Here is a 23,543-nt window from a genome sequence, read left to right as displayed (position 1 = left end):
AAAAGGCCTTTCTTCTGGCTCTTGAACGCAGCCTGTTCGCCGTGTTCAGTCCTACCTGAGAATCCCATCAAAGCGAGACGCAATGACCAACTCCAGCATATTTCCGAAAATCGAGGCACCGCAGACCGAAGAGCGACCGGTGACGGACACGCGCCATGGCGTGACCCGAACCGACGAATTCGCCTGGCTGCGCGCCGAAAACTGGCAGGAGGTGTTTCGCGAGCCGTCCACTCTCGATCCGGCAATCCGCGATCATCTCGATGCCGAGAACGCCTATCAGTCGGCTTTGATGGAAGACACGGTTGAACTCCAGAAGCGACTGTTCCAGGAAATGAAGGGCCGCATCAAGGAGGACGACTCCTCAGTGCCGATGAAGGACGGGCCGTTCGCCTATGGCTCATCCTTCAAGATCGGCGGCGAGCAGCCGCGCTACTTCCGCACGCCGCGTGACGGCGGCGCCGAGGAAATCATCCTCGACGGCGACGCTGAAGCCGAAGGCAAGCCCTATTTCCGCATCGGCGGCGTCGACCATTCGTCCGACCACAAGCGCCTGCTCTGGGCATACGATGACAAGGGGTCAGAGTTCTTCACGCTCCACGTCCGTGAATTGTCGGACGGCAAGGACATTTCCGACCAGGTCACCGATACCGGCGGCTCGGGCGTCTGGAATGCATCGGACGATGGGTTCTTCTACACGCGCCTCGATCAGAATCATCGTCCGTCGAAAATCTTCTTCCACGCCCTCGGCGACGATCCGGCCAATGATCGCCTTGTCTTTGAAGAGACCGACCCCGGCTTCTTCATGAATGTCGGCGGCTCGCGCCGCAACGACTGGATTTTCATCGGCATCAACGACCACGAAACGTCGGAATACCGGCTCCTCAGCATGGCTGACCCGCATGCCGAGCCGCAGCTGGTGGCGGCCCGCGAGACCGGCCTGCAATACGACCTTGAGGAAGGCGGCGACATCTTCTTCATCTTGACCAATGCCGACGGCGCCAAGGATTTCAAGATCATGACCGCGCCGGTAACCGCCCCCGGCCGCGCTAACTGGAAGGAACTGGTGCCCCACGAGCCCGGCCGCCTCATCCTGTCGGTCCTCGGTTATCAGGATTTCATGGTTCGCCTGGAGCGGAAGGAAGGCTTGCCGCGGATCGTCGTGCATGACCGCAAGACCGGCGAGGAGCATATGATCTCCTTCGAGGAGGAAGCCTTCTCGCTCGGCCTCGGCGGCTCCTATGAGTACGACACCGATGTCATCCGCTTCTCCTATTCGTCGATGACAACGCCAACCCAGCTCTTCGACTACAATCTGCGCACGCGCGAGCGGGTTCTTTTGAAGACGCAGGAAGTTCCCTCCGGCCATAATCCGGAGGACTATGTCACTCGCCGGCTGATGGCGCCGGCGCATGATGGCGAGCTCGTCCCAATCTCGCTCATCTATCATCGCGACACGCCGCTCGATGGTTCGGCACCGTGCCTGCTCTACGGCTACGGCTCCTACGGCATCGCAATTCCAGCCTCCTTCAACACCAACTGCCTGTCGCTGGCCGATCGCGGCTTCGTCTATGCCATCGCCCATATCCGCGGCGGCAAGGACAAGGGCTACGCCTGGTATGACGACGGCAAGCGCGTGAAGAAGACGAATACCTTCCTCGATTTCATCGCCGCCGCGCGCCATCTGGTGGCCGAGCGCTACACCAGCCACGACCGCATCGTCGCCCAAGGCGGTTCCGCCGGCGGCATGCTGATGGGCGCGATCGCCAACATGGCGCCGGAAGCTTTCGGCGGCATTATTGCGGAAGTGCCTTTCGTCGATGTCCTCACCACCATGCTCGACGATACACTGCCGCTGACCCCGCCCGAATGGCCGGAATGGGGCAATCCGATCACGTCGGAAGCCGACTACAAGACCATTGCCGCCTACTCGCCCTATGACAATGTCGGCGCTCTTTCTTACCCGCCGATCCTGGCGGTGGCCGGCCTCACCGACCCGCGCGTCACCTATTGGGAGCCGGCGAAATGGGCGGCACGCCTGCGCAAGCTCAAGAAGGACAATAACCCGGTTCTGTTCAAGATCAACATGGATGCCGGCCACGCGGGTGCGTCTGGTCGTTTCTCGCGACTGGAAGAGATCGCCTACAACTATGCCTTCGCGCTGAAAGTAACCGGCAAGGCAAAAGCCGAACCGGCGTAAGCCTCAAAATCCAGCCGGCGAGCAGATCAGTTCGCCGGCTGCTGGCGCGGCGGATAGCCGTTCGGGTGCGGCGGGATCGCTTTCAGATAGGCGGCGATCGCCGCGCGATCTTCCTTGGTCAGCTTCGCCATGTTCCGCTGGACCTCAGCCATGGTGCCCCCGGCGGAATCGAAATCCGGCGTGAAGCCGGTTTCGAGATAGTCCGCGATTTCACTCTCCGACCATGTAATACCGCCCTCGCCCGACGTGAGATTGGGCACGATGCCATTCCCCTCCGCAGCGGCCGCACCCGCCAGCCATTGGCTCTTCTCGGTTCCGCCGATGAGGTCGCGCGGGGTATGGCATTCGCCGCAATGTCCCGGACCTTCGACAAGATAGCGCCCGGCAACCTGCGCTTCGGTCGCGCTGTCGTTAAGCGCAACCACAGGCTCAGGGCTCACATAGAGCTGCTTCCAGAGGCCCAGCCCGCGGCGGATGTTGAAGGGGAAGCTCAGCGAATGGTCCGGCGCCTTGCCGGCAACCGCCGGCAGCGTTTTCATGAAGGCATAGAGGTCGGCGACATCCGAGGTCTTCATCCGCGCATAGGAAGCGTAGGGAAATGCCGGATAGAAATGCTCGCCGGAGGGAGAAACGCCTTTCAGCACAGCGTTCGCGAAATCCTCGGCGGACCACGCGCCGATGCCGTCCGTCGTGTCCTGCGAGATGTTCGGCGCAACGAAAGTGCCGAACTGCGTTTTCAGTTCGACGCCGCCGACGAGTTCGAGCTTGGCATCGCCTTCGGCCTTGGGACGGGCGTGGCAGGAGGTGCAGCCCCCTGCCCAAAAAATCCGCTCGCCCTTCACAGGATCGCCCGATCCGAGAGCCGCCGCTTCAGCCGCATCGAGGCGCACCGGCTCGGTCAGGATCCAGAAAGCCACCGCGCCGACGCCGCAAAGGAGAACGGCTCCGACGGCCAGCTTTCCGACGATACCCATCCGAAGGCGATTAGCTCTTCTTGATGCGGAAGGTTTCGTGGCAGGTGCCGCAATTGGAGGTCACCTTGCCGAATGTGGTCTTGAAGGAATCGAGATCGGTCGGAGGCGCAGCAACGGCTGCAGCCGTGTCAGCCTTGAACTTGTCGACCGCAGCCTGAAAACCTGCAGTGTCTTCCCAGATTTTCGGAGAAACCGTCGTCTTTTCGCCCGTTTCGCTTCCCTTCGGGAACATGGCGGCGACATCGATCTTCTGGGCGTCGTCGCTCAGCGTCTTCAGCGCTTCCAGCACCAGTGCTGCGTCGAACGGCTTTTCGCCCTTCATGATTGGCGCGATGCTTCCGACAGCCTTGCCGTTTGCCTTCATGAGGGCCTGGCGGTCGGCGATCGGATCGGCAAGAGCCGCCGAACATGCGAGCGCGAGCGCCGAGACGGCGAGGATAAGCTTCTTCATCAATAGTCCTCCGGTTGCAAACTGGCTGCCTGGGATTTTCAACGCGCAAGGTGGACGAAAACATCCCGCCATGCTCTTCACGCTTGCGTGATCTTGCCGTGACCGCGGGATTGCATGAAGCCGGCAAACATAAAGAAAAACCCCGGACAAGCCGGGGTTTTTCGAAACTCTGAGAGCGGTCTCTAAGGCTTATGCCTTCTCGTACAATTCGAGCACGTAGTCCCAGTTGATGAGGCTGTCGACGAACGCTTCGAGATATTTCGGGCGGGCGTTGCGATAGTCGATGTAATAGGAATGCTCCCAGACGTCGACGCCGAGGATCGGCGTTGCGCCGTGCACGAGCGGGTTTTCGCCGTTCGGCGTCTTGGAGATGGCCAGCTTGCCGTCCTTGACGGAGAGCCAGGCCCAGCCGGAACCGAACTGCGTCGTGCCGGCAGCGATGAAATCGGCCTTGAACTTGTCGTAGCCGCCAAGGTCGCTGTCGACTGCCTTCTGCAGCGCGCCGGGCAGCTTGGTGCCGCCGCCGCCCTTCTTCATCCAATTCCAGAAATGGAGGTGGTTGTAGTGCTGGGCTGCGTTGTTGAAGAGGCCGGCATTCTTGCCGAACGACTGCTTGACGACTTCCTCGACCGACAGGTTTTCCATGCCGGCTTCAGCGGCAAGCTTGTTGCCGTTGTCGACATAGGTCTTGTGATGCTTGTCGTGGTGATATTCCAGCGTCTCCTTGGACATGAAGGGCTGGAGAGCCTCATAGTCGTAGGGCAATGCGGGCAATTCAAAAGCCATGGTCGTACTCCTTCGTTGGCAATTTCCGGCAATCTCTTGCCGGACAGACATATGGTGGAATTGTTTTCGAACAACCCCTGAACTGGTGTGCGGTTCCTTCTAGATCATCGCGCCCGAAAGTGTCAGCCTGTTTTCTTCACAGAAGCCGGTTCCATCGGAAAAATATGCTCACTTGGCGGGCGTCGAATGCGCCCACTCCCAGTAAAGCTCGCGCGCCTTTTTGGCTACCGGTCCCGGCTGCAGATCGCGATCCTCGATCCGGGTGACCGGTACGACCTTGGAGTGGTTGCCCGTCGAGAATATCTCGTCGGCCTGGAGGAAATCGCGCACCGACAATGCCTTTTCGGTGGTGCGGAAGCCATATTCGGCCAGCAGTGAGATGGTGCGGGCGCGCGTGATACCTGACAGGAACGTTCCATTGGCCGCCGGCGTGAAGACATGGCCATCCTTGACCAGGAAGACGTTCGACGAACCGGTTTCGGCGACATTGCCAAGCATGTCGAGTACAAGCGCATTGTCGAAACCGCGCATCTTGGCCTCGAGAATGGCGCGGCCATTGTTCGGATAGAGGCAACCCGCTTTGGCGTTGGTCGGCATTGTCTCGATCGTCGGCCGGCGGAAGGGCGATACGGTGAGCGAAAACCCTTCCGGCGGGATCATCGGCGATTCGTACAGGCAAAGGCAGAACCGGGTCGAAGCGGGATCGGCCGGCACGCCCATATAGCCGCCATGCTCGGCCCAATACATCGGGCGGATGTAGACGGCGGTCTTGCCGTCGAATTTCTTCAGGCCGTCCAGCGTCAAGCCCACGATTTCATCCTGGCTTTTCGACGGCTTCAGCCCCAGCGAAATCGCGGATGAATTGACCCGTTGCGAATGCAGGTCGAGATCTGGCGAAACGCCTTCGAACCAGCGCCCGCCGTCGAAAACACTGCTTCCAAGCCACATCGCATGGCTGCGGGGCCCGAGAATCGCAACGTTGCCCTCATGCCAGTCACCGTCGACATAGGTCCAGGTCTTGCTCTGTGCGGCAGCTGAAAGTGACATGAATTATCCGCCTTCTTTAGGAGTGAGCGGCATCGAAGACGCTTTGCTCGCCTCCGTCAACCACCGCAGACCGGGAAAAGTTGATGCCAGCCGACCCGCACCTTAAGGTGACTCGCTGCGTTATCGCGGCATTGGAGAATGAGAGCATCGATGCGCCACCACGCCTATGTCTTCGACGCCTATGGCACTCTGTTCGACGTGCATGCCGCCGTACGCCGCCATGCCGACAAGATCGGCCCCGACGGCCAGTTATTTTCGGAAATCTGGCGCGCGAAACAGCTGGAATATTCGTGGACGCGGACGCTGATGGGGGCATATCTCGATTTCTGGCAGCTGACCGAACAGTCGCTCGACTTTGCCTTTCTCAAGGTGCCCTCTGCCGACAAGAAACTCAGGCAAGACCTTCTTGACGCCTATTGGCGGCTCGATTGCTATCCGGAGGTTCCAGCCGTCCTGAAGGCTTTGAAAGCCGACGGTGCGCGGCTTGCCATACTGTCCAACGGCTCACCGGCGATGCTGGAAGCAGCCGTGAAATCGGCGGCGCTAGATCAGGTGCTGGACGACATCTTCTCCGTCGACACCGTGCGCCGGTTCAAGACCGACCCTTCGGTCTATGATCTCGTCACCACAGGCTGGCGTCTTTACCCGGATGCCGTTTCCTTCCAGTCGTCGAATCGCTGGGACATTGCGGGTGCTGCCAAGTTCGGTTTTCGCACAGTGTGGATCAACCGAACCAACCAGCCCGACGAATATCGCGACCTTGCCCCAGCCCTTATCCTGCCATCGCTCAAAGGGCTGTTGACCGGAGACTGACGGCCCCGCCGTGGCCGATATGCCACATGGCGCTGCCGTCACATCTTCGCCCTTTTTTCTTCACCGTCAGGCCAGAATCGAAACCGCTTATCGCGCTCGAACTTTGGGGGATGGAAAGCGTTCCGCTCGCGGAGCGTTCACGGAATTTTGCGACGCTGTTAACTATCCTTTTCAGCGCCGGGATTTAAAAGGGCATCATGACTGACACACTCTCCTCCATTCGCTTAAATCGCCGCGGCTTTTTAGGGGCGGCAGCCGTAGGTGCTGCTTCCCTCGCCGTTTCCGCATGCAGCACCGTCTCGCGCGGCGCCTATGTCGACGGACCGCCGCCCGAGGCTCCGCAGCTCAGCGTCGATTCGTCTTTCGGCGACTACGCGATGATGTACGGCCCCGTCACTGACGAGGGTTTCGAAATACCAGCCATCCCCTTGAAAAAGATGAACAAGCGCTTCCTGCGCCAGGTCGTGCAGGACCCGACGGGCGAGCGCCCGGGAACGATCGTCGTCGATACGTCGAATCACTTCCTCTATCTGGTCCGCGAAGGCGGCGAAGCCATGCGCTACGGCGTTGGCCTTGGCCGCGCCGGCTTTGAATGGTCCGGCCGCGCCGTCATCCAATGGAAGCGCAAGTGGCCGACATGGACGCCGCCGGACGAGATGATCGGACGGCAGCCGGAACTCGCCAAATATAGTGCTGCCAATGGCGGCATGCAGCCGGGCCTGATGAACCCGCTCGGTGCGCGCGCGCTCTATATCTTCCAGAACAATCAGGACACGCTTTATCGCCTGCACGGCTCGCCGGAATGGAGCTCGATCGGCAAGTCTGTTTCGTCCGGCTGCGTTCGCCTGATGAACCAGGATATCATCGATCTCTACGATCGCGTCCCGAACAAGACCCCGATCCTGGTTACCGGCGGTCTCGGCGGCGTCGCCTGACAGCTCCGAACCGAGCACTCACTTCAAAGGACCGGCCTTGGCCGGTCCTTTTGTTTTAGATCACCGCTTCAGGCTTCCGAGAATCCCGCGCACCAGCGCGCGTCCGAGCGAGGAGCCCACTGACCGCACAACTGATTTGATCGCCGCTTCCGCGACAGTTCGGCGACCGGAAGCGCGCGGCTGCGCAGTACGGCGTCCCGTGGGTTGTTTTGAACCGCCACCGCCGAAATCCGGCAATGTCCAGCCGCCGCCGCTGGCTTGGGTTTCGCCCTGAGGCGCGGTCTGTCCCTGCTTGGCCCGCGCCAGCAGAATTTCGTAGGCCGATTCGCGATCGACCATCTGGTCGTACTGGCCTGTCACCGGGCTGGCATTGATGACCTTGCGGCGTTCTTCCGGCGTCAGCGGGCCGATGCGCGAGGATGGCGGGCGGATCAATGTCCGCTGGACCATCGAGGGAACGCCCTTGTCTTCGAGCGTCGAAACCAGCGCTTCGCCGGTGCTGAGATTGGTTATCGCCTCAAACGTCTTGAAATCCGGGTTGGGCCGGAACGTGTCGGCCGCGACCTTCACCGCATTCGTTTCGCGCGGCGTATAGGCGCGCAGCGCATGCTGAATGCGGTTGCCAAGCTGGGCGAGCACCGTTTCCGGCACATCCAGCGGGTTCTGCGTGACGAAATACACGCCCACGCCCTTGGAGCGGATAAGCCGAACGACCTGCTCGACGCGGTCGAGCAGTGCCTTCGGAGCTTCGTTGAAAAGCAGATGCGCCTCATCGAAGAAGAAGACGAGACGCGGCTTTTCCGGATCGCCGACTTCCGGCAGTTCCTCGAAGAGTTCGGAGAGCAGCCAAAGCAGGAAAGTGGAATAAAGCCGCGGGTTCGTCATCAGCTTGTCGGCTGCCAGAACATTCACCGCGCCACGCCCGTCCGGTGTCGTGCGCATGATGTCGGGAATCCGCAGCGCCGGCTCGCCGAAGAAATTCTTGCCGCCCTGCTGTTCCAGAACGAGCAGCGAGCGCTGAATCGCGCCGACTGAGGTCTTGTTGACGTTGCCGTAGCGCGCCGAAAGCTCTTCCGAGCGTGTGGCCATGTGGGCCAGCATCGACTGCAGGTCCTTCATGTCGAGGAGAAGAAGCCCCTCCTCGTCGGCGATCTTGAAAGCTATGTTGAGAACGCCTTCCTGCGCGTTGGTAAGGTTCATCAGCCGCGACAGCAACAGCGGCCCCATTTCCGTGACCGTGGCGCGGATCGGATGGCCCTGTTCGCCGAACAGATCCCAGAAGATCACCGGCGTTTCGCGGAACTCGTAAGGGTCGAGCTTGACCGCTTCGGCGCGCTTGAGCAGAAAATCCTTCGGCTCGCCAACCGCTGCAATACCAGACAGATCACCCTTGATGTCGGCGCAGAAGACAGGAACGCCGGCGTTGGAAAAACCTTCGGCAAGAATCTGAAGTGTGACCGTCTTGCCCGTGCCCGTCGCGCCCGTGATCAGGCCGTGCCGGTTTCCATATTTCAGGAGCAGACTTTCGGGTCTTTGATAGCTGTCATCAGGCTTACGGCTGGCCCCGATGAAAATGCTGTCTTGCTGCGCCATATTCTCCAGCTCTCCAAAAACCAAGTCGACGCCCGGCGCGAAAAGCCAGGAATCCAGAAAGGTATAGTTGCGTGGTTGCAGCGTCACAATGGCAATCGCGCAAATTGGCCGATTGAGGGTTGCAGTCGGCGTTGTGGTTTGGCAATCGGAAAAGCCGTTGTGCGTGTGTTTGCATTGCGACACAACGCCGGTGGCCATAATGTTCGGGCTCTGCTCGGATAAGGTCGGGAGAACAGGGAACACGTATGGACGCCCGAGCGATTTTCAGTGATGTCGAATTCCAACCGGCCGACCGCGAGCGTTGGACAGCGCTGGCGCAAAAAGCGCTTTCCGGCGCTTCGTTCGAAGAGACGCTTGTTTCGCACACAGACGACGGAATCCGCATCGACCCGCTCTACGAGCGTGCGCAAAGCGCGGAGTTTCTGTCGCGCCAGAATGCGGAAGCGCCATGGATCATCACGCAGCGCATCGACGATCCGGACCCCAAGCGAGCGAACAGGCAGGCACTGGAAGAGATAAACCAGGGCGCGAACGGGCTTTCGCTGGTATTCGACGGCGCGCCGAATGCATTCGGATACGGCCTGCCGGGAACCGCCGAAGCGCTCGATGCGGTTCTGGAAGGCGTGGTGCTCAACCGCACCTATCTGCGGATCGACGTGCATCCTTCCAGCCGGGCCATGGCCGACTGGCTGGTTGCGATCCTGACCAAGCGACGCGCCGATCCGGCAAAGCTCAATCTCTCCTTCGGCATCGATCCGGCAGCGATCTTTGCCGGCACCGGGCGGCTGCGCATGTCCATCGAGGCGCTCCAGGCATCCATGCCGCAATCGCTGGCGCATTTCTTCGCGCTTGGCGTTCCGGGCGTGCTTCTGGAGGCGGACGGCCGCGTGCTGCACAATGCGGGTGCTACGGAAGCACAGGAACTCGGCGTCATGCTGGCTTCCGCCGTGGCTCACCTTCGCCTGTTCGAAGAAGCGCGCCAGGCTTTGCTCTACGCCGCCCCGCATATCGGCTTCTCGCTCAGCGTCGATCAGGATCAGTTCCTGTCGATGGCCAAGATCAGGGCGTTGCGAAAACTCTGGGCTCGGGTACAGCAGGCTTGCTCGATTGCGCCTTCACAAGCGGCCATTCACGCCGAAACGTCCTACCGGATGATGACCGTGAAAGACCCGGAGACCAACATCCTGCGCACCACGTTGGCCAGCTTTGCGGCAGTTGCCGGTGGCGCGGACTCAGTCGCCATCCTGCCCCACACCATCACCCACGGCTTGCCGGAAGGCTTTGCACGACGCATTGCACGCAACACCCAACTCATCATGGCGGGTGAAAGCCACATCGGCTTCGTCGGCGACCCGGCATCCGGTTCCGGCGGCGTCGAGGCCTTGACCGCTGCCTTGTGCGAGGCCGCCTGGCAGGAATTCCAGGTGATCGAGGCTGAAGGCGGCATACTCAGGAGCCTCGCCAATGGGCTTATCCAGAAGCGGGTCATCGAGGCGCGCAACAAGCGGATTGCCGAATACAAAGCCGGAAAGCGGGCAATCGTCGGTACCACCGTCTTCCCCGTGAAGTCCGAACGCCCCGTCGAAACCATCAAGGCAGACCGTCACCCGGCGCCGACGGACGGCACGGTGTTTTGTGAAGCATTGCCTGCTGAAAGGCTCGACGAATTGATCGGAGCCGCATCATGATACCCGATTTTTCAAAGCTAGCCTGGTCCGAGCCGCCGTCCGGCAAGTCTGGTGCGGATGCGAAAATCTGGCAGACGCCGGAAGGCATTCCCATCAAGCGCCGCTACGGTCCCGAAGATCTCGCCGGCTTGCCGCACCTCGACGGCTATCCCGGCAGCGCGCCCTACATTCGCGGCCCCTACCCGACCATGTATGTCCAGCAGCCCTGGACGATCCGCCAGTACGCCGGCTTCTCGACGGCGGAAGAATCCAACGCCTTCTACCGGCGCAATCTGGCGGCGGGCCAGAAGGGCCTTTCGGTGGCTTTCGACCTTGCCACTCATCGCGGCTATGACAGCGATCATCCGCGCGTTGCCGGCGATGTCGGCATGGCCGGCGTCGCGATCGATTCCATCCTCGACATGCGCCAGCTGTTCGACGGCATTCCCCTCGACCAGATGACCGTGTCGATGACCATGAACGGCGCGGTTCTGCCGATCATGGCGCTCTATATCGTGGCCGCCGAAGAACAGGGCGTCGCGCAAAAGGATTTGGCCGGAACCATTCAGAATGACATTCTGAAAGAGTTCATGGTGCGCAACACCTACATTTACCCGCCGAAGCCTTCGATGCGGATCATTTCCGACATCTTTTCCTACACTTCGCACCATATGCCGAAGTTCAACTCGATCTCGATTTCCGGCTATCACATGCAGGAAGCCGGAGCGACGGCGGATCTCGAGCTCGCCTATACCATCGCCGACGGCATAGAATATGCCCGCGCCGGTGTGGCCGCAGGCCTGGACATCGACAAGTTCGCGCCGCGTCTGTCCTTCTTCTGGGCGATCGGGATGAACTTCTTCATGGAAGTCGCCAAGATGCGGGCCGCACGACTGCTCTGGGCCGGCCTGATGCAGAAGAACTTTTCGCCGAAGGACCAGCGCTCGCTGTCGCTGCGGACGCATTGCCAGACCTCCGGCTGGTCGCTGACGGCGCAGGATCCATACAACAACATCATGCGCACCATGATCGAGGCGATGGCCGCGACGCAGGGACATACGCAGTCGCTGCACACCAATTCCTTCGATGAAGCGCTGGCGCTGCCGACCGACCATTCGGCACGCATCGCCCGCAACACGCAGCTCATCCTGCAAAAGGAATCCGGCACCACCCGTATCATCGACCCGTGGGGCGGCTCAGCCTATGTCGAGCGGCTGACGCATGATCTCGCGGCGCGGGCTCTTTCGCACATCGAAGAGGTCGAGGCGCTCGGCGGCATGGCCGCTGCTACCGAAAAAGGCATTCCCAAGCTGCGCATCGAGGAAGCCGCCGCCCGTACCCAGGCAAGGATCGATTCCGGTCAGCAGGTGCTTGTCGGCGTCAACGCGTTCCAGCCTGAGACGGACATCGAGGTCGATGTCCTCAAGATCGACAACGCGGAAGTGCGCGCGCGTCAGTTGTCCAAGCTTCAGCAGCTGAAGGGTACGCGCGATGTCGCCGCCGTCGAAAGCGCGCTCGACGCGCTGACCAAGGCAGCAAGCGGCAACGAAAACCTGCTCGAATTCGCCATCCGGGCGGCACGCGCCAGAGCCACAGTGGGCGAAATCTCGCTTGCGCTCGAAAAAGCCTTCGGCCGCCATGTCGCCACCGTACAGACGATCTCCGGCGTCTACCGTTCAGAGATCGGCGAAAACCCGACTGTCGATCGCGTTCAGGAAAAGGTCGAGGCTTTCGAGAAGAAGACCGGCTCCAAGCCGCGCATTCTCGTCGCCAAAATGGGACAGGACGGGCATGACCGCGGCCAGAAGGTGATTGCAACCGCCTTTGCCGACCTTGGCTTCGACGTCACCGTGGGCGCGATGTTCCAGACACCGGAGGAGATCGCCAAGCTCGCCGTCGACCGCGATGTCCACATCGTCGGCGCCTCGTCGCTCGCCGCCGGCCATCTCACGCTTGTTCCCGAACTGCGCGACGCGCTGAAGAAACATGGCCGCGAAGATATCCTGATCGTCGCCGGCGGCGTCATCCCGCCGCAGGACTATGATGCGGTGCTGAAAGCCGGCGCCACCGAAATCTTCCCGCCCGGGACGGTCATCCCGGAAGCGGCGGAACGGTTGTTGGATGGGCTGCTTTCATAAGGACGCTGCAAGGCACAAGTGTATAGTGGTGCCTTGCCAAAGCCTCCAAGATCACACGATCAAGCTAGGATTCTGAAGCTGCGCTTCAGCCGCCGATGCTCAGTTTCACGATCTCCCATTCCTTGCCGTTGACCGTGGCGATGTCGCCGACGGATTTCCCGAACAGCGCAACGGCCATCGGTGAGACATGCGAGATGGTGCCCTTTGCCGGGTCCGCTTCGTCCTCGCCGACGATCTTCCAGTGCACTTTCTTGCCGTCGTCGCCTTCCAGCGTCACGCCCATGCCGAAGCGCACCACATCGCTGTCAGGCTCCGGCACTGAAAGTTCCGCGCTTTCGCGCCGTGCCGTCCAGTAGCGCAGGTCTCGCGAAACCAGCGCAAGCCGTTCGCGGTCGGCCTGCCGCTCCGCCTTGCCGAGTTCCTCGCGCAATTCGGCAAGCTCTGCCTCGATAAGCGCAAGGCCGTGTTCTGTCACGAGATTGCGGTGAGAACTGATCGGCCGCTCGCCAATGTCGGCGATGGCTTCGTTGTCATCCTCGCGTGTGAAAGCTCTGCTCATGAAAGCGAGCTTAAGCGCTGGCTTGACATCCGACAAGCAATCCCTTGGCCGTATAAGGTGCTATTGGCATGGTTCATGCTGCGACGATCGGATGAAATGGAAGCTGTGCCAATGCTGAACAGACGCCGCTTTCTTGCCGGCACAGCCGGCTTTGCCGTTGGCGGACTGACCGTGCCGCTCAGTGCCACGGCGGCAAGCATCGCCGGCGTCGAACTCGCGTCCATGCGCGGCTCGATCGATGCGACCGAGCTTGGTGTTCGGCCCGGCGCATTCGAGGACCAGAGCAACGCATTTTTCAAAATGCTACAGAGCGCCGCCGATCGCGACATGCCGGTCTTCCTCCCTCCGGGTACCTATGTCGTTTCAAATCTTGCTTTGCCGCGACGCGTCCGCCTTACCGGCGTGCCGGGCGCCACGCGCATCATCTATGGCGGCGGCGGTCATCTGTTCGCTGCCGAAGATGCAGAGATCATCGACCTATCCGGCCTCGTGCTGGATGGCGCCAACAAATGGCTTGGCGACTACACGCAAGGTCTCGTCGATCTGCGCCGCATCAGCCAGCTTTCCATCGACAATTGCCAGATCATCGCCAGCGGCAAGAACGGTATTTCGCTGGAAGCAGCATCCGGCCGCATCGAACGATCGACCATTTCAGGTGCAGCTGACGCCGGCATTTATTCCGTCGAAGCCGGGCGCATGCAGATCGCCAACAACACGGTCACCGACTGCGGCAATGGCGGCATTCTCGTCCATCGCTGGCAGCCGGCCGAAGACGGCACCATTGTCACCGGCAACCGCGTCGAGCGGATTGCCGCGCGCAATGGCGGTACCGGCCAATATGGCAACGGAATCAATGCCTTCCGCGCCGGCAATGTGATGATCGCCAACAACATGGTTTCGGATTGCGCCTTTTCCGCCATCCGCGCCAACAGCGCAAACAATGTCCAGATCGCCGGCAACACATGCTCACGGCTTGGCGAAACCGCGATCTATTCCGAATTCTCCTTCGAGGGCGCTGTCATCACCGGCAACATTGTCGATGGCGCAGCCAACGGCATCTCGATCGTCAATTTCAACGAAGGCGGACGCCTCGGCGTCTGTTCCAACAACATCGTCCGAAACATGTCGAAGCAAGGCCCCTACCCGCCTGATGCAGCCGGCTTTGGCATAGGCATCGGCATCGAGGCCGACACTGCGGTCACCGGCAATGTGGTGGAAAACGCACCGTCCTTCGGCATCAATATCGGCTGGGGGCCATATTTGCGCAATGTCACTGCCACCGGCAATGTCGTCCGCAACGCCGGCACGGGAATTGCGGTAACCGTTGTGGAAGGTGCCGGCTCGGCGGTCATTACCGACAATATCATCGACGGCGCAAAGAATGGCGCAATCGTCGGTCATCGCTGGCTCGACGCCGCCACCGGCGACCTTGCTTCAGGCGGCAATGGCGGCTTCGCGCATCTAACCATCGAGCGCAATCACGCAAGCTGAACAGCGAACCGTTACGCCAGAGCCGCTGCCGGACGCAGGCTGCCGACGGTAATGCCGTTCCAGTTGACGAGCGTCGGATTGGCAAGCGTGCTAAGCTTTTCCGCCAGCGCCTCGTCCTTTGCCAGAAGCTTCGCCAGAACCGCCGCAACCATCACTTCCGCCGCGCGCCCGGCGCCATCGTCGCATTTCAGCGCGATGCCGAGGCCGAGTTCGGGCACTGCGGCGCAAAAAACGCCTTCCGCGCCAATCTTGACGAAGATGCGCCCCGGCGCAGTTTCCATGAGTTTGGTGTCCGACCGCTCGGAGCCGGCAACATAGAAGGGCTCGGCCATGCAGGCTGCAAACAGGCGCTTGGCCGCCGTCGCGCGCGCAGGCGCAAGTCCTACTCCCGTCGCCATCCTGGCAAAGCCATGCGCGATGTTCCTGAGTGGCACCGCATAGGTCGGGATCGAGCAGCCGTCGGTGCCGCGATTGTCGGCATTGTGCGCTGCGCCGGTAACCCCTTCCATCGCCTCGCGCACCATTTCCTGGTAGGCATGCCCGGCCTTCACATAGCCATGATGTTCGATGCCGGCATGGCAGCAGGCGCAGATGAAACCGGCGTGCTTTCCCGAGCAATTGTTGTGAAGGGCGCCCGGCGAACCGCCGGCTCTTGCCAGTGCGGTCGTGGCATTCTGATAGGACGGCCAATGCGCGCCGCACTCCAGCGCCCCCTCGTCCAGACCGGCTTTTACCAGCATGGCCCGAGCCAGTTCGACATGCTCCGTCTCGCCATTGTGCGAAGCGCAGGCCAGCGCCAATTCCTTGTCACTAAGGCCGTAAGCATCCGCAGCCCCGGTCTCGATGAGCGGTAGCGCCTGGATCGCCTTGACGGCAGACCGCGGAAAGACGGCCTGCGAGGTATCGCCGATCTCCAGAACCGCCTTGCCGTCGGCATCGAAGATCGCGACCGATCCGCGATGCACGCTTTCAACGATATCACCACGCAGGACTTCGACGAGAACCGGATCTGTCATGATTTCACCGAAATTGAACTGGTCTTGTTGGCAACGCACCTATTCGGTTCGCCGCTTCAACGCAAAGGTTTTCGCTAGATGAGATTTGCCGCCCGGTTGTTCCTTTTCATCGGGATCGTCTTCATCTTGCCGACACTGGCGACTGCGGCCTGGTGGAGCTTGCAGGATCGACCCTCCACATGGCGGGAGGCAACATGGGGAAGCTCTGGCCTGCTTCAGCCCGCAAGCGCCGACGACACGGCAGCCGTCTACATAATGGCCGCGCGCACGGGCGGTATGAAAGGCGCGTTCTCCCTCCATTGCTGGATCGTGGTCAAACGGCCAGGAGCCACCGAATACGAACGCTATGATAAGGTCGGCTGGGGTTCTCCCATCCGGAAGAACGCCTATGCGGCCGACGCCTACTGGTATTCCAACGCGCCTGAGATCGTGCACCAGCTTCACGGCGCCAGTGCGGAGGCGGTTCTTGCCGGCATCGATACAGCGATTGCGGATTATCCCTATTCGAAAGCAGGCGACTATCACATCTGGCCCGGACCGAACTCCAACAGCTTCGTCGCGCATGTCATTCGATCGGTGCCCCAGATGGGAGCCCGCATGCCTTCCAACGCGGTCGGCCGCGATTATGCGCCGGGTGCAGCCTCTTTCGGCTGGGACCGGCAACGCCATGATTTCAAAGCCACGCTCGGCGGGCTGTTGGGCATTGCCGCAGGAGCCGAGAGCGGCATCGAACTCCAGTTCCTGGGTCTGGTGGCAGGAATGGATTTTGCGCGGCCAGCACTTCTCATACCCGCCTACGGCCGGCTCGACCTCTGGCGCACGGAAACACGGATCGCCAGCGGAACACATTCCGTGCTGATAGAATAGACTTCTTCCGAACAGCGTCATGTTCTGAATCGGATTATTGGTCCATCTCTTTGTTTATACAGGACTTTCATTGAACCCAGCATACGCTGGAGACATCTAGCTCTCGCCGTGGACACCTGCAGAAAGAAACCCGCCATCCACAGCCAGTGTGTGGCCGTTGACGAAGCTGGCCTCGGGGGAAAGCAGGAAGGCGACCGCTGCCGCTATCTCTTCCGGTTCCCCATAACGGGCCTGCGGCACATGGCCGATCCACAGCCGCCGCTCCTCGGCTGAATGCCGGCCCGAAACCACGGCAGCCTCCATCGGCCCCGGTGCTACACAATTCACCCGCACGCCACGATTGCCGAATTCCAGCGCGAGCACTTCCGACATCATTTTCAGGCCGGCCTTGGAAGCACCATAGGCGAGATGCCCGCGATTGGCGCGCATGCCGGAAACCGAGGCGATGTTGACGATGGAGAGCGTCGCGCCCATGCGTTCCAGCGATGCCTTCGCCGCGATGAAAGCGCCGACCAGATTGACGTCAAGCAGTTCGCGCAGCAATTCGGCGCTGGTGTCCTCGGCCGAAACATCGCGGGAAATGCCGGCCGAATTGACGAGGCCACCTATCAGTCCCAGCCGATCGACCACCTCGTCGAAGGCATTCGCGATTTCTTCCTCGTCGGTGATGTCGGCCTGAAGGAAGATGGCGTTTTCGTCGACGAACAGGTCTTCCGCAGTCAGCAGCGCCTGCTCGTCGGCATCGATGATCGCAACCGGCCAGCCGTCGTCCAGAAGACGGCGGGCGATCGCTGTTCCGATGCCCGACGCGCCTCCGGTGACGACGGCCGAATGCTTCATCTGATGCGGTCCAGGATGGACACGTAGTTTGCCACCGCAGCACCGCCCATGTTGAAGATGCCGCCCAGCTTGGCATTCGGGATCTGGATGCCACCGGCCTCGCCGGTCAACTGCATCGCGGTCAGCACATGCATCGAGACGCCGGTAGCGCCGATCGGATGGCCTTTCGCCTTCAACCCACCTGATGGGTTGACCGGCAGCCGGCCTTCTTTCTGCGTCTGGCCTTCCAGCGCGACCTTGCCACCCTCGCCGCGCTTGGCCAGGCCCATGGCCTCATATTCGATCAGTTCGGCAATGGTGAAGCAGTCATGCGTCTCGACGAAGGACAGGTCGTCCAGCGTCACGCCGGCTTTCTTGAGCGCGCGCGCCCAGGCTTCCTCGCAGCCCTCGAACAGCAGGATGTCGCGCTTCGACATCGGCAGGAAGTCCTGCACGTGCTCGTTGGCGCGGAAAGCAACGGCGCGGCGCATCGAAAGCGCCGTCGTCGCGTCGGTCAGCACGATCGCAGCTGCGCCGTCCGAAACGAGCGAGCAGTCTGTGCGCTTCAGCGGGCCGGCGACGAATGGGTTCTTTTCGCTCTCTGTGCGGCAAAACTCATAGCCGAAATCCTTGCGCATATGCGCATAGGGATTGTCGACGCCGTTCCGGTGGTTCTTTGCGGCGATGTAGGCCAGCGCGTCCGACTGGTCGCCGTGACGCTGGAAGTAGGCAGCCGCGATCTTGCCGAACTGGCCGGCGAAGCCCGCCGGGATGTCGGCCTCTTCCTTCATGTAGGAGGCGCGGATCAGGTTCTGCTGGACCTGCGGTCCTGGCGTGGTGGTCATCTGCTCGACGCCGACGACGAGCACGACGCGGGCAGCCTTGGCCTCCAGCGCCCGGATGCCCTGGCGCACTGCGGCCGAGCCGGTCGCGCAGGCATTCTCGACGCGCGTTGCGGGCTTGAAGCGCAGCCGATCGTCAGCCTGCAGCACGAGGCTGGCGGTGAAATCCTGCGGCGAGAAGCCGGCATTGAAATGGCCGAGAACGATCTCGTCGACATCATCCGGCCCGATGCCGGCATGGTCGAGTGCATCATTCGTTACCTTGACGATCAGGCTCTCGACGGTCTCGTCCGCAAGCTTGCCGAATTGCGAGTGAGCCCAGCCCACGATGCATGCAGTCATAAATTCCTCCATCAGCAGGTCGCATGTTGCGACATTTGCGGTTTGAATCCAACGGGCAGATTTCTGTTCAAGTATGAACTTATTTTGCACTGCGGTAAAGCGTCGTCGCGCGGTCGATCCTGCCTGCGGATTTTATGTTGATTGATCAGTCAATAAAAAATAATGTCCCGGCAGGAGTATCTCAAGTGCCCAAACTCGGAATGGAACCGCTGCGCCGCAAGGCGCTGATCGACGCGACGATCTCGGCGATCGGCGAGCGCGGTTCGCTGGATGTCACCATGTCGGAAATCGCCGGGCGCGCCGGCGTATCATCCGCGCTGGCGCATCACTATTTCGGTGCCAAGGACGAGCTTCTTCAGGCGACGATGCGGCACATCCTATCCGAACTGAACGCCGATGCGCGCGCCGCATTGCGGGATGCTCGGGACGCCAGGGAACGCGTTCTGGCGATCATCGCGGTCAATTTCTCCGACAAGCAGTTCCAGCCTGAAATCATCGCCGCCTGGCTCGCCTTCTATGTCGAGGCGCAGAAGGCACCCGCGCTGCGCCGCCTGCTGCGCATCTACGCGCGGCGGCTGCATTCCAACCTGATGAGTGGCCTGTCCGGGCTGATGGCGCGAAATGAAGCGGGGCACGTCGCAGAATCAATCGCCGCCCTGATCGACGGCCTCTACATTCGCCGTGCACTCAAGGACGGCACGCCCAACGCCGCAAGTGCTGTCGCCCTCGTCGAAGACTATCTCGAAACGAAACTTCTCCAGCACAAGAAGGCTTCATGACCGGTCGGCCCAATATCCTCATCATCATGGTCGACCAGCTGAACGGAACTCTGTTTCCGGATGGCCCGGCCGACTTCCTCCACGCGCCGCACCTGAAGGCGCTGGCCGCGCGCTCGGCCCGCTTCCGCAACAACTACACCGCCTCGCCGCTCTGCGCGCCGGGCCGCGCTTCGTTCATGAGCGGTCAGTTGCCGTCGCGCACCGAGGTCTACGACAACGCCGCCGAATTCGTCTCTTCGATCCCCACCTATGCCCATCATCTGCGCGCCGCCGGCTATCACACCTGCCTGTCGGGCAAGATGCATTTCGTCGGGCCGGACCAGATGCACGGCTTCGAGGAGCGTTTGACGACCGACATCTACCCCGCCGATTTCGGCTGGACTCCGGACTACCGCAAGCCGGGCGAACGCATCGACTGGTGGTATCACAATCTCGGTTCCGTCAGCGGCGCGGGTGTGGCCGAGATCACCAACCAGACGGAATATGACGACGAGGTCGCTTTCCACGCGACGCAGAAGCTTTATGACCATGCCCGCGCTTCGGACGACCCCCAGCGCCGCCCCTGGTGCCTGACGGTTTCGTTCACCCACCCGCATGACCCCTATGTCGCGCGACGCAAATACTGGGACCTCTACGACAACTGCCCCGCGCTCGAGCCTGAAGTCGGTTTCATCCCGAGGAACGAGCAGGACGCCCACTCGCAACGGCTCTATCTCGCCAGCGACTATGACAGCTTCGACATAACGGCGGAGCAGGTGCGTCGCTCGCGGCAAGGCTATTTCGCCAACATTTCATATCTCGACGATAAGGTCGGCGAACTCATCTCCGTGCTCGAGCGCACGCGCATGCTGGACGACACCATCATCGTCTTCTGTTCCGACCATGGCGACATGCTCGGCGAGCGTGGCCTGTGGTTCAAGATGTGCTTCTTCGAAGGCGCGGCGCGCGTGCCGCTGATGATCGCCGGCAAGGGCATCAATCCCGGCCTGATCAATGCACCCGTTTCCAACCTCGATATCTGCCCGACGCTGTGCGATCTCGTCGGCATCGACATGAGCGCGATCATGCCGTGGACCGACGGGCAGTCGCTGCTACCCTTGATCCGGGGCGAAGCGCGCACCGCGCCGGTTCTCATGGAATACGCCGCCGAAGGCTCCTACGCGCCGATGGTAGCGATCCGCGAGGGAGGCTACAAATTCACCCATTGCGAGATCGACCCGCCGCAACTGTTTGATCTTGAATCGGATCCGCTGGAGTTGACCAACCTCGCAGCCGATCCGGCCCATGCCGGACTGATCGCGGCCTTCATGGAAAAAGTCCGTGCTCGTTGGGACACGGCGGCGTTCGATGCCGCCGTGCGCCAGAGCCAGGCCCGGCGCTGGGTGATCTACCCGGCGCTGCGCAACGGCTCCTACTACCCGTGGGAATTCCAGCCGCTGCAGAAGGCGTCCGAGCGCTACATGCGCAACCACATGAACCTGGACATTCTGGAAGACCAGAAGCGTTTCCCGAGAGGCGAATGATGACGAAGGTATTTGTTCCGACGCTAGACCATCTGAAAAAGGCCTATGCCGTCACCTCGCAGGCGACGCAGATCACGCCACTTCTGGAATCGCGCTTTCTCGCCGAACAGACGGGTGCCGCGCGCGTCTTCGTCAAGCCGGAATCACTGCAATGGGCCGGCTCCTTCAAGGTGCGCGGCGCGTATTGGCGGCTAAAGCAGCTTTCGCAGGAAGAAGCCAAGCGCGGCGTGGTCGCCTATTCCTCCGGCAATTTCGCCCAAGGGCTGGCAGCGGCCGGTCAGGCCCTCGGCATTCCGGTGACCATCGTCATGCCGATCGATGCACCGGCAGCAAAGCGTGATGCGACCGCCGGCTATGGCGCCAAGGTGGTGCTGACCGATCATGGCGATCGCGCCCGCGAGGAGGTCGCCGCCGAACGCGCCCGGCAGATCGCCGGGGAGGAGAATCTCGCCTTGCTGCACCCCTTCGATGATCCCGAGATTGTTGCCGGTCAGGCCGGTACGGGTCTTGAAGCGCTGGAGCAGCTCGCGGCCAAGGACGCCAGCGCCGACCTGCTGTTCTGCTCCATCGGCGGCGGCGGGCTCATTGGCGGCGTCGCACTCGCCTTCCATTATCTATCGCCGAACACCGCCATCTACGGCGTCGAGCCGGAAGGGTTTAACGGCATGGGCACGTCGATCGACCATGGCACGATCGAAACCATGCCGCTTGGCGGAAAATCCATCTGCGACGGGTTGATGGCGCGCAAGCCGGGCGAGGCTCCCTTCGCGGCGATGAGCCAGGCCGGCATGCGCGGCATTACCGTCAACGATGCTTCGGTGCGCCGCGCCATGAAGACCGCTTTCGAGCGGCTGAAGCTGGTGCTCGAGCCCTCGGGTGCTGCCTCGCTCGCCGCCCTGCTTCACGGCGGCGTCGATGTAGCCGGCAAGACCGTTCTTGTTGTCGCCACCGGCGGCAATGTTTCCTTCAGCGATTTCATGAAGCACACCGCAGATGCTTGAAGCAGATTTCGTCATCGTCGGCTCCGGTTCGGCCGGCTCGGCCATGGCCTACCGCCTGTCGGAGGACGGCAAGCACTCGGTCATCGTCATCGAATATGGCGGCACTGATTTCGGGCCGTTCATCCAGATGCCGTCGGCACTGTCGATCCCGATGAATATGAGCCGCTACGACTGGGGCTTTTCCAGCGAGCCGGAACCGCATCTCAACGGGCGGGTGCTGGCGACGCCGCGCGGCAAGGTCATGGGCGGCTCCTCCTCCATCAACGGCATGGTCTATGTGCGCGGCCACGCCCATGATTTCGACCATTGGGCCGAGGAAGGTGCGAACGGCTGGAGCTATGCCGATGTCCTGCCCTACTTCAAGCGGATGGAAACTTCGCATGGCGGCGAGGACGGCTGGCGCGGCACCAGCGGGCCTCTCAACATCCAGCGCGGCCCCCGCAAGAACCCGCTCTATTCGGCCTTCGTCGAAGCGGGGCATCAGGCCGGTTTCGAGCTGACCGACGACTATAACGGCTCGAAGCAGGAGGGCTTTGGGGCCATGGAGCAGACCATCTTCGGCGGCCGGCGCTGGTCGGCTGCGAATGCCTATCTGCGCCCTGCCCTCAAGCGCAAAAATGTCAAACTGATCAACGGCTTCGCGCGAAAAATCGTCATAGAGAATCAACGCGCCGTCGGCGTTGAGATCGAAGCTCGCAAAAAGATTCAGATCGTTAAGGCAAGACGCGAAGTGATCATTGCGGCCTCCTCGATCAATTCGCCCAAGCTGCTGATGCTGTCCGGCATCGGCCCAGCCGCGCATCTCAGGCAGCACGGCATCGAGGTGGTGGCTGATCGTCCCGGTGTCGGCCAGAACCTGCAGGATCATATGGAGCTTTACATCCAGCAGGAATCGACCCAGCCGATCACGCTCTATTCCGTGCTCAATCCCTTTTCCAAGGCGATAATCGGCGCGGAGTGGCTGTTCTTCAAAACCGGTCTCGGCGCCACCAACCACTTTGAAGCTGCAGCCTTCGTGCGCTCGAAAGCGGGCGTCGACTATCCCGATATCCAGTATCATTTCCTGCCCGGCGCCATCAGCTATGACGGCAAGTCGGCGGCGAAATCGCATGGCTTCCAGGCCCATGTCGGGCCAATGCGCTCGAAGTCGCGCGGGGCGATCACGCTGCGCTCCAGCGATCCATGGGCTACGCCCGAAATCCGTTTCAACTACATGTCCCACCCCGATGACTGGGAAGACTTCCGTCACTGCATCCGCCTTACGCGAGAGATCTTCGGCCAGGCCGCCTTCGATCCCTATCGCGGCAAGGAAATCTCCCCCGGCAGTCACGTCCAGACCGACGAGCAGCTTGACGACTTCATCCGCGAGCACGCCGAAAGCGCCTACCACCCCTGCGGCAGCTGCCGCATGGGCCGCGCAGACGACCCGCGCAGCGTGGTCGACCCGGAATGCCGCGTCATCGGCGTCGAGGGCCTGCGTGTGGCGGACTCCTCGATCTTCCCGCGCGTCACCAACGGCAATCTCAACGGCCCCTCGATCATGACCGGCGAAAAGGCTGCCGATCACATCCTTGGCCGCACCCCGCTTGCTCCGTCCAACCAGGAGCCATGGATTAACCCGCGCTGGCAGGTTTCCGACCGCTGAGCCATAGATTGCATGATGCGCCTTGACCGGCCATGCTGATAAAGAATCCGGAGACGAC

At 61.4% G+C, this 23,543-nt stretch carries 20 protein-coding genes; 11 read left to right on the top strand and 9 right to left on the bottom strand.

The genetic code is table 11. The features are described 5' to 3' along the window. The first annotated feature begins 82 nt into the window (after positions 1–82). A complete protein-coding gene (locus tag BM413_RS13540) occupies positions 83–2,197 on the top strand; it encodes a S9 family peptidase (RefSeq protein ID WP_091913861.1) in 2,115 nt (704 codons plus the stop codon). Between the two features lie 26 nt (positions 2,198–2,223). Here the strand turns inward: BM413_RS13540 and BM413_RS13535 are convergent, their stop codons facing one another. The 4 genes from BM413_RS13535 to BM413_RS13520 form a co-directional block, all read right to left on the bottom strand. Beyond that, positions 2,224–3,171 (bottom strand): c-type cytochrome, encoded by a 948-nt coding sequence (locus BM413_RS13535; RefSeq protein ID WP_091913860.1) that lies wholly within the window; start codon positions 3,169–3,171, stop codon positions 2,224–2,226. 10 nt (positions 3,172–3,181) lie between these two features. Continuing rightward, entirely contained in the window at positions 3,182–3,622 is a 441-nt protein-coding gene (locus tag BM413_RS13530; protein WP_091913859.1) for a c-type cytochrome, read from the bottom strand. A 189-nt stretch (positions 3,623–3,811) separates the two neighbouring features. Next, on the bottom strand, positions 3,812–4,408 hold the full coding sequence (locus BM413_RS13525) for a superoxide dismutase (RefSeq protein ID WP_091913858.1): 597 nt from the start codon (positions 4,406–4,408) through the stop codon (positions 3,812–3,814). Between the two features lie 168 nt (positions 4,409–4,576). Further along, on the bottom strand, positions 4,577–5,455 hold the full coding sequence (locus tag BM413_RS13520) for a branched-chain amino acid aminotransferase (protein ID WP_091913857.1): 879 nt from the start codon (positions 5,453–5,455) through the stop codon (positions 4,577–4,579). A gap of 150 nt (positions 5,456–5,605) precedes the next feature. On the opposite strand from BM413_RS13520, the gene BM413_RS13515 reads away from it, so the two are divergent. Both BM413_RS13515 and BM413_RS13510 read left to right on the top strand, forming a co-directional pair. Then, the gene (locus BM413_RS13515) at positions 5,606–6,268 is read left to right on the top strand and encodes a haloacid dehalogenase type II (RefSeq protein WP_091913856.1); all 663 of its coding nucleotides are present in this window, start codon (positions 5,606–5,608) and stop codon (positions 6,266–6,268) included. A 197-nt stretch (positions 6,269–6,465) separates the two neighbouring features. Continuing rightward, positions 6,466–7,203 (top strand): L,D-transpeptidase, encoded by a 738-nt coding sequence (locus BM413_RS13510; protein WP_091913855.1) that lies wholly within the window; start codon positions 6,466–6,468, stop codon positions 7,201–7,203. A 60-nt stretch (positions 7,204–7,263) separates the two neighbouring features. Here the strand turns inward: BM413_RS13510 and BM413_RS13505 are convergent, their stop codons facing one another. Beyond that, positions 7,264–8,796 (bottom strand): helicase HerA-like C-terminal domain-containing protein, encoded by a 1,533-nt coding sequence (locus BM413_RS13505; RefSeq protein WP_091914074.1) that lies wholly within the window; start codon positions 8,794–8,796, stop codon positions 7,264–7,266. A gap of 245 nt (positions 8,797–9,041) precedes the next feature. On the opposite strand from BM413_RS13505, the gene BM413_RS13500 reads away from it, so the two are divergent. Then, entirely contained in the window at positions 9,042–10,484 is a 1,443-nt protein-coding gene (locus BM413_RS13500) for a methylmalonyl-CoA mutase subunit beta (protein WP_091913854.1), read from the top strand. Then, the gene (scpA, locus tag BM413_RS13495) at positions 10,481–12,601 is read left to right on the top strand and encodes a methylmalonyl-CoA mutase (protein ID WP_091913853.1); all 2,121 of its coding nucleotides are present in this window, start codon (positions 10,481–10,483) and stop codon (positions 12,599–12,601) included. The genes BM413_RS13500 and scpA overlap by 4 nt, the downstream gene beginning before the upstream one ends. 85 nt (positions 12,602–12,686) lie before the next feature. Here the strand turns inward: scpA and greA are convergent, their stop codons facing one another. Next, positions 12,687–13,160, bottom strand: coding sequence for a transcription elongation factor GreA (greA, locus tag BM413_RS13490; protein ID WP_091914072.1), 474 nt, complete (start codon positions 13,158–13,160; stop codon positions 12,687–12,689). Positions 13,161–13,271: 111 nt separating this feature from the next. On the opposite strand from greA, the gene BM413_RS13485 reads away from it, so the two are divergent. Beyond that, entirely contained in the window at positions 13,272–14,651 is a 1,380-nt protein-coding gene (locus tag BM413_RS13485) for a TIGR03808 family TAT-translocated repetitive protein (protein ID WP_091913852.1), read from the top strand. An 11-nt stretch (positions 14,652–14,662) separates the two neighbouring features. Here the strand turns inward: BM413_RS13485 and BM413_RS13480 are convergent, their stop codons facing one another. Further along, positions 14,663–15,667 (bottom strand): asparaginase, encoded by a 1,005-nt coding sequence (locus BM413_RS13480; RefSeq protein WP_091913851.1) that lies wholly within the window; start codon positions 15,665–15,667, stop codon positions 14,663–14,665. Between the two features lie 78 nt (positions 15,668–15,745). Between BM413_RS13480 and BM413_RS13475 the strand changes: the two genes are divergently transcribed. Further along, entirely contained in the window at positions 15,746–16,534 is a 789-nt protein-coding gene (locus BM413_RS13475; protein ID WP_091913850.1) for a DUF3750 domain-containing protein, read from the top strand. Positions 16,535–16,630: 96 nt separating this feature from the next. Here the strand turns inward: BM413_RS13475 and BM413_RS13470 are convergent, their stop codons facing one another. Together BM413_RS13470 and BM413_RS13465 are read right to left on the bottom strand one after the other, a co-directional pair. Beyond that, positions 16,631–17,374: an SDR family NAD(P)-dependent oxidoreductase gene (locus BM413_RS13470; protein WP_091913849.1), complete on the bottom strand. Its 744-nt coding sequence runs from the start codon at positions 17,372–17,374 to the stop codon at positions 16,631–16,633. After that, complete coding sequence (locus BM413_RS13465) at positions 17,371–18,537, bottom strand: acetyl-CoA acetyltransferase (protein ID WP_091913848.1); 1,167 nt, start codon at positions 18,535–18,537, stop codon at positions 17,371–17,373. The genes BM413_RS13470 and BM413_RS13465 overlap by 4 nt, the downstream gene beginning before the upstream one ends. A 185-nt stretch (positions 18,538–18,722) precedes the next feature. Between BM413_RS13465 and betI the strand changes: the two genes are divergently transcribed. From betI to betA, 4 genes are read left to right on the top strand one after another with little or no spacing between them, the layout of a single operon-like run. Beyond that, positions 18,723–19,316 (top strand): choline-binding transcriptional repressor BetI, encoded by a 594-nt coding sequence (betI, locus tag BM413_RS13460; protein ID WP_091913847.1) that lies wholly within the window; start codon positions 18,723–18,725, stop codon positions 19,314–19,316. Beyond that, positions 19,313–20,839, top strand: coding sequence for a choline-sulfatase (betC, locus tag BM413_RS13455; RefSeq protein ID WP_091913846.1), 1,527 nt, complete (start codon positions 19,313–19,315; stop codon positions 20,837–20,839). The genes betI and betC overlap by 4 nt, the downstream gene beginning before the upstream one ends. Then, positions 20,839–21,840, top strand: coding sequence for a threonine/serine dehydratase family protein (locus tag BM413_RS13450; RefSeq protein WP_091914070.1), 1,002 nt, complete (start codon positions 20,839–20,841; stop codon positions 21,838–21,840). The genes betC and BM413_RS13450 overlap by 1 nt, the downstream gene beginning before the upstream one ends. Next, positions 21,833–23,485 carry a choline dehydrogenase gene (gene betA / locus BM413_RS13445; RefSeq protein ID WP_091913845.1) on the top strand — a complete coding sequence of 551 codons (1,653 nt, stop codon included), beginning with the start codon at positions 21,833–21,835 and terminating at the stop codon, positions 23,483–23,485. The genes BM413_RS13450 and betA overlap by 8 nt, the downstream gene beginning before the upstream one ends. Positions 23,486–23,543 lie beyond the last annotated feature (58 nt).

Source organism: Mesorhizobium sp. YR577 (assembly GCF_900116595.1).
Taxonomy (GTDB): domain Bacteria; phylum Pseudomonadota; class Alphaproteobacteria; order Rhizobiales; family Rhizobiaceae; genus Mesorhizobium_M.
Note: the sequence above shows the minus strand (reverse complement) of the source record. Positions and strands in the feature narration are given on the sequence as shown.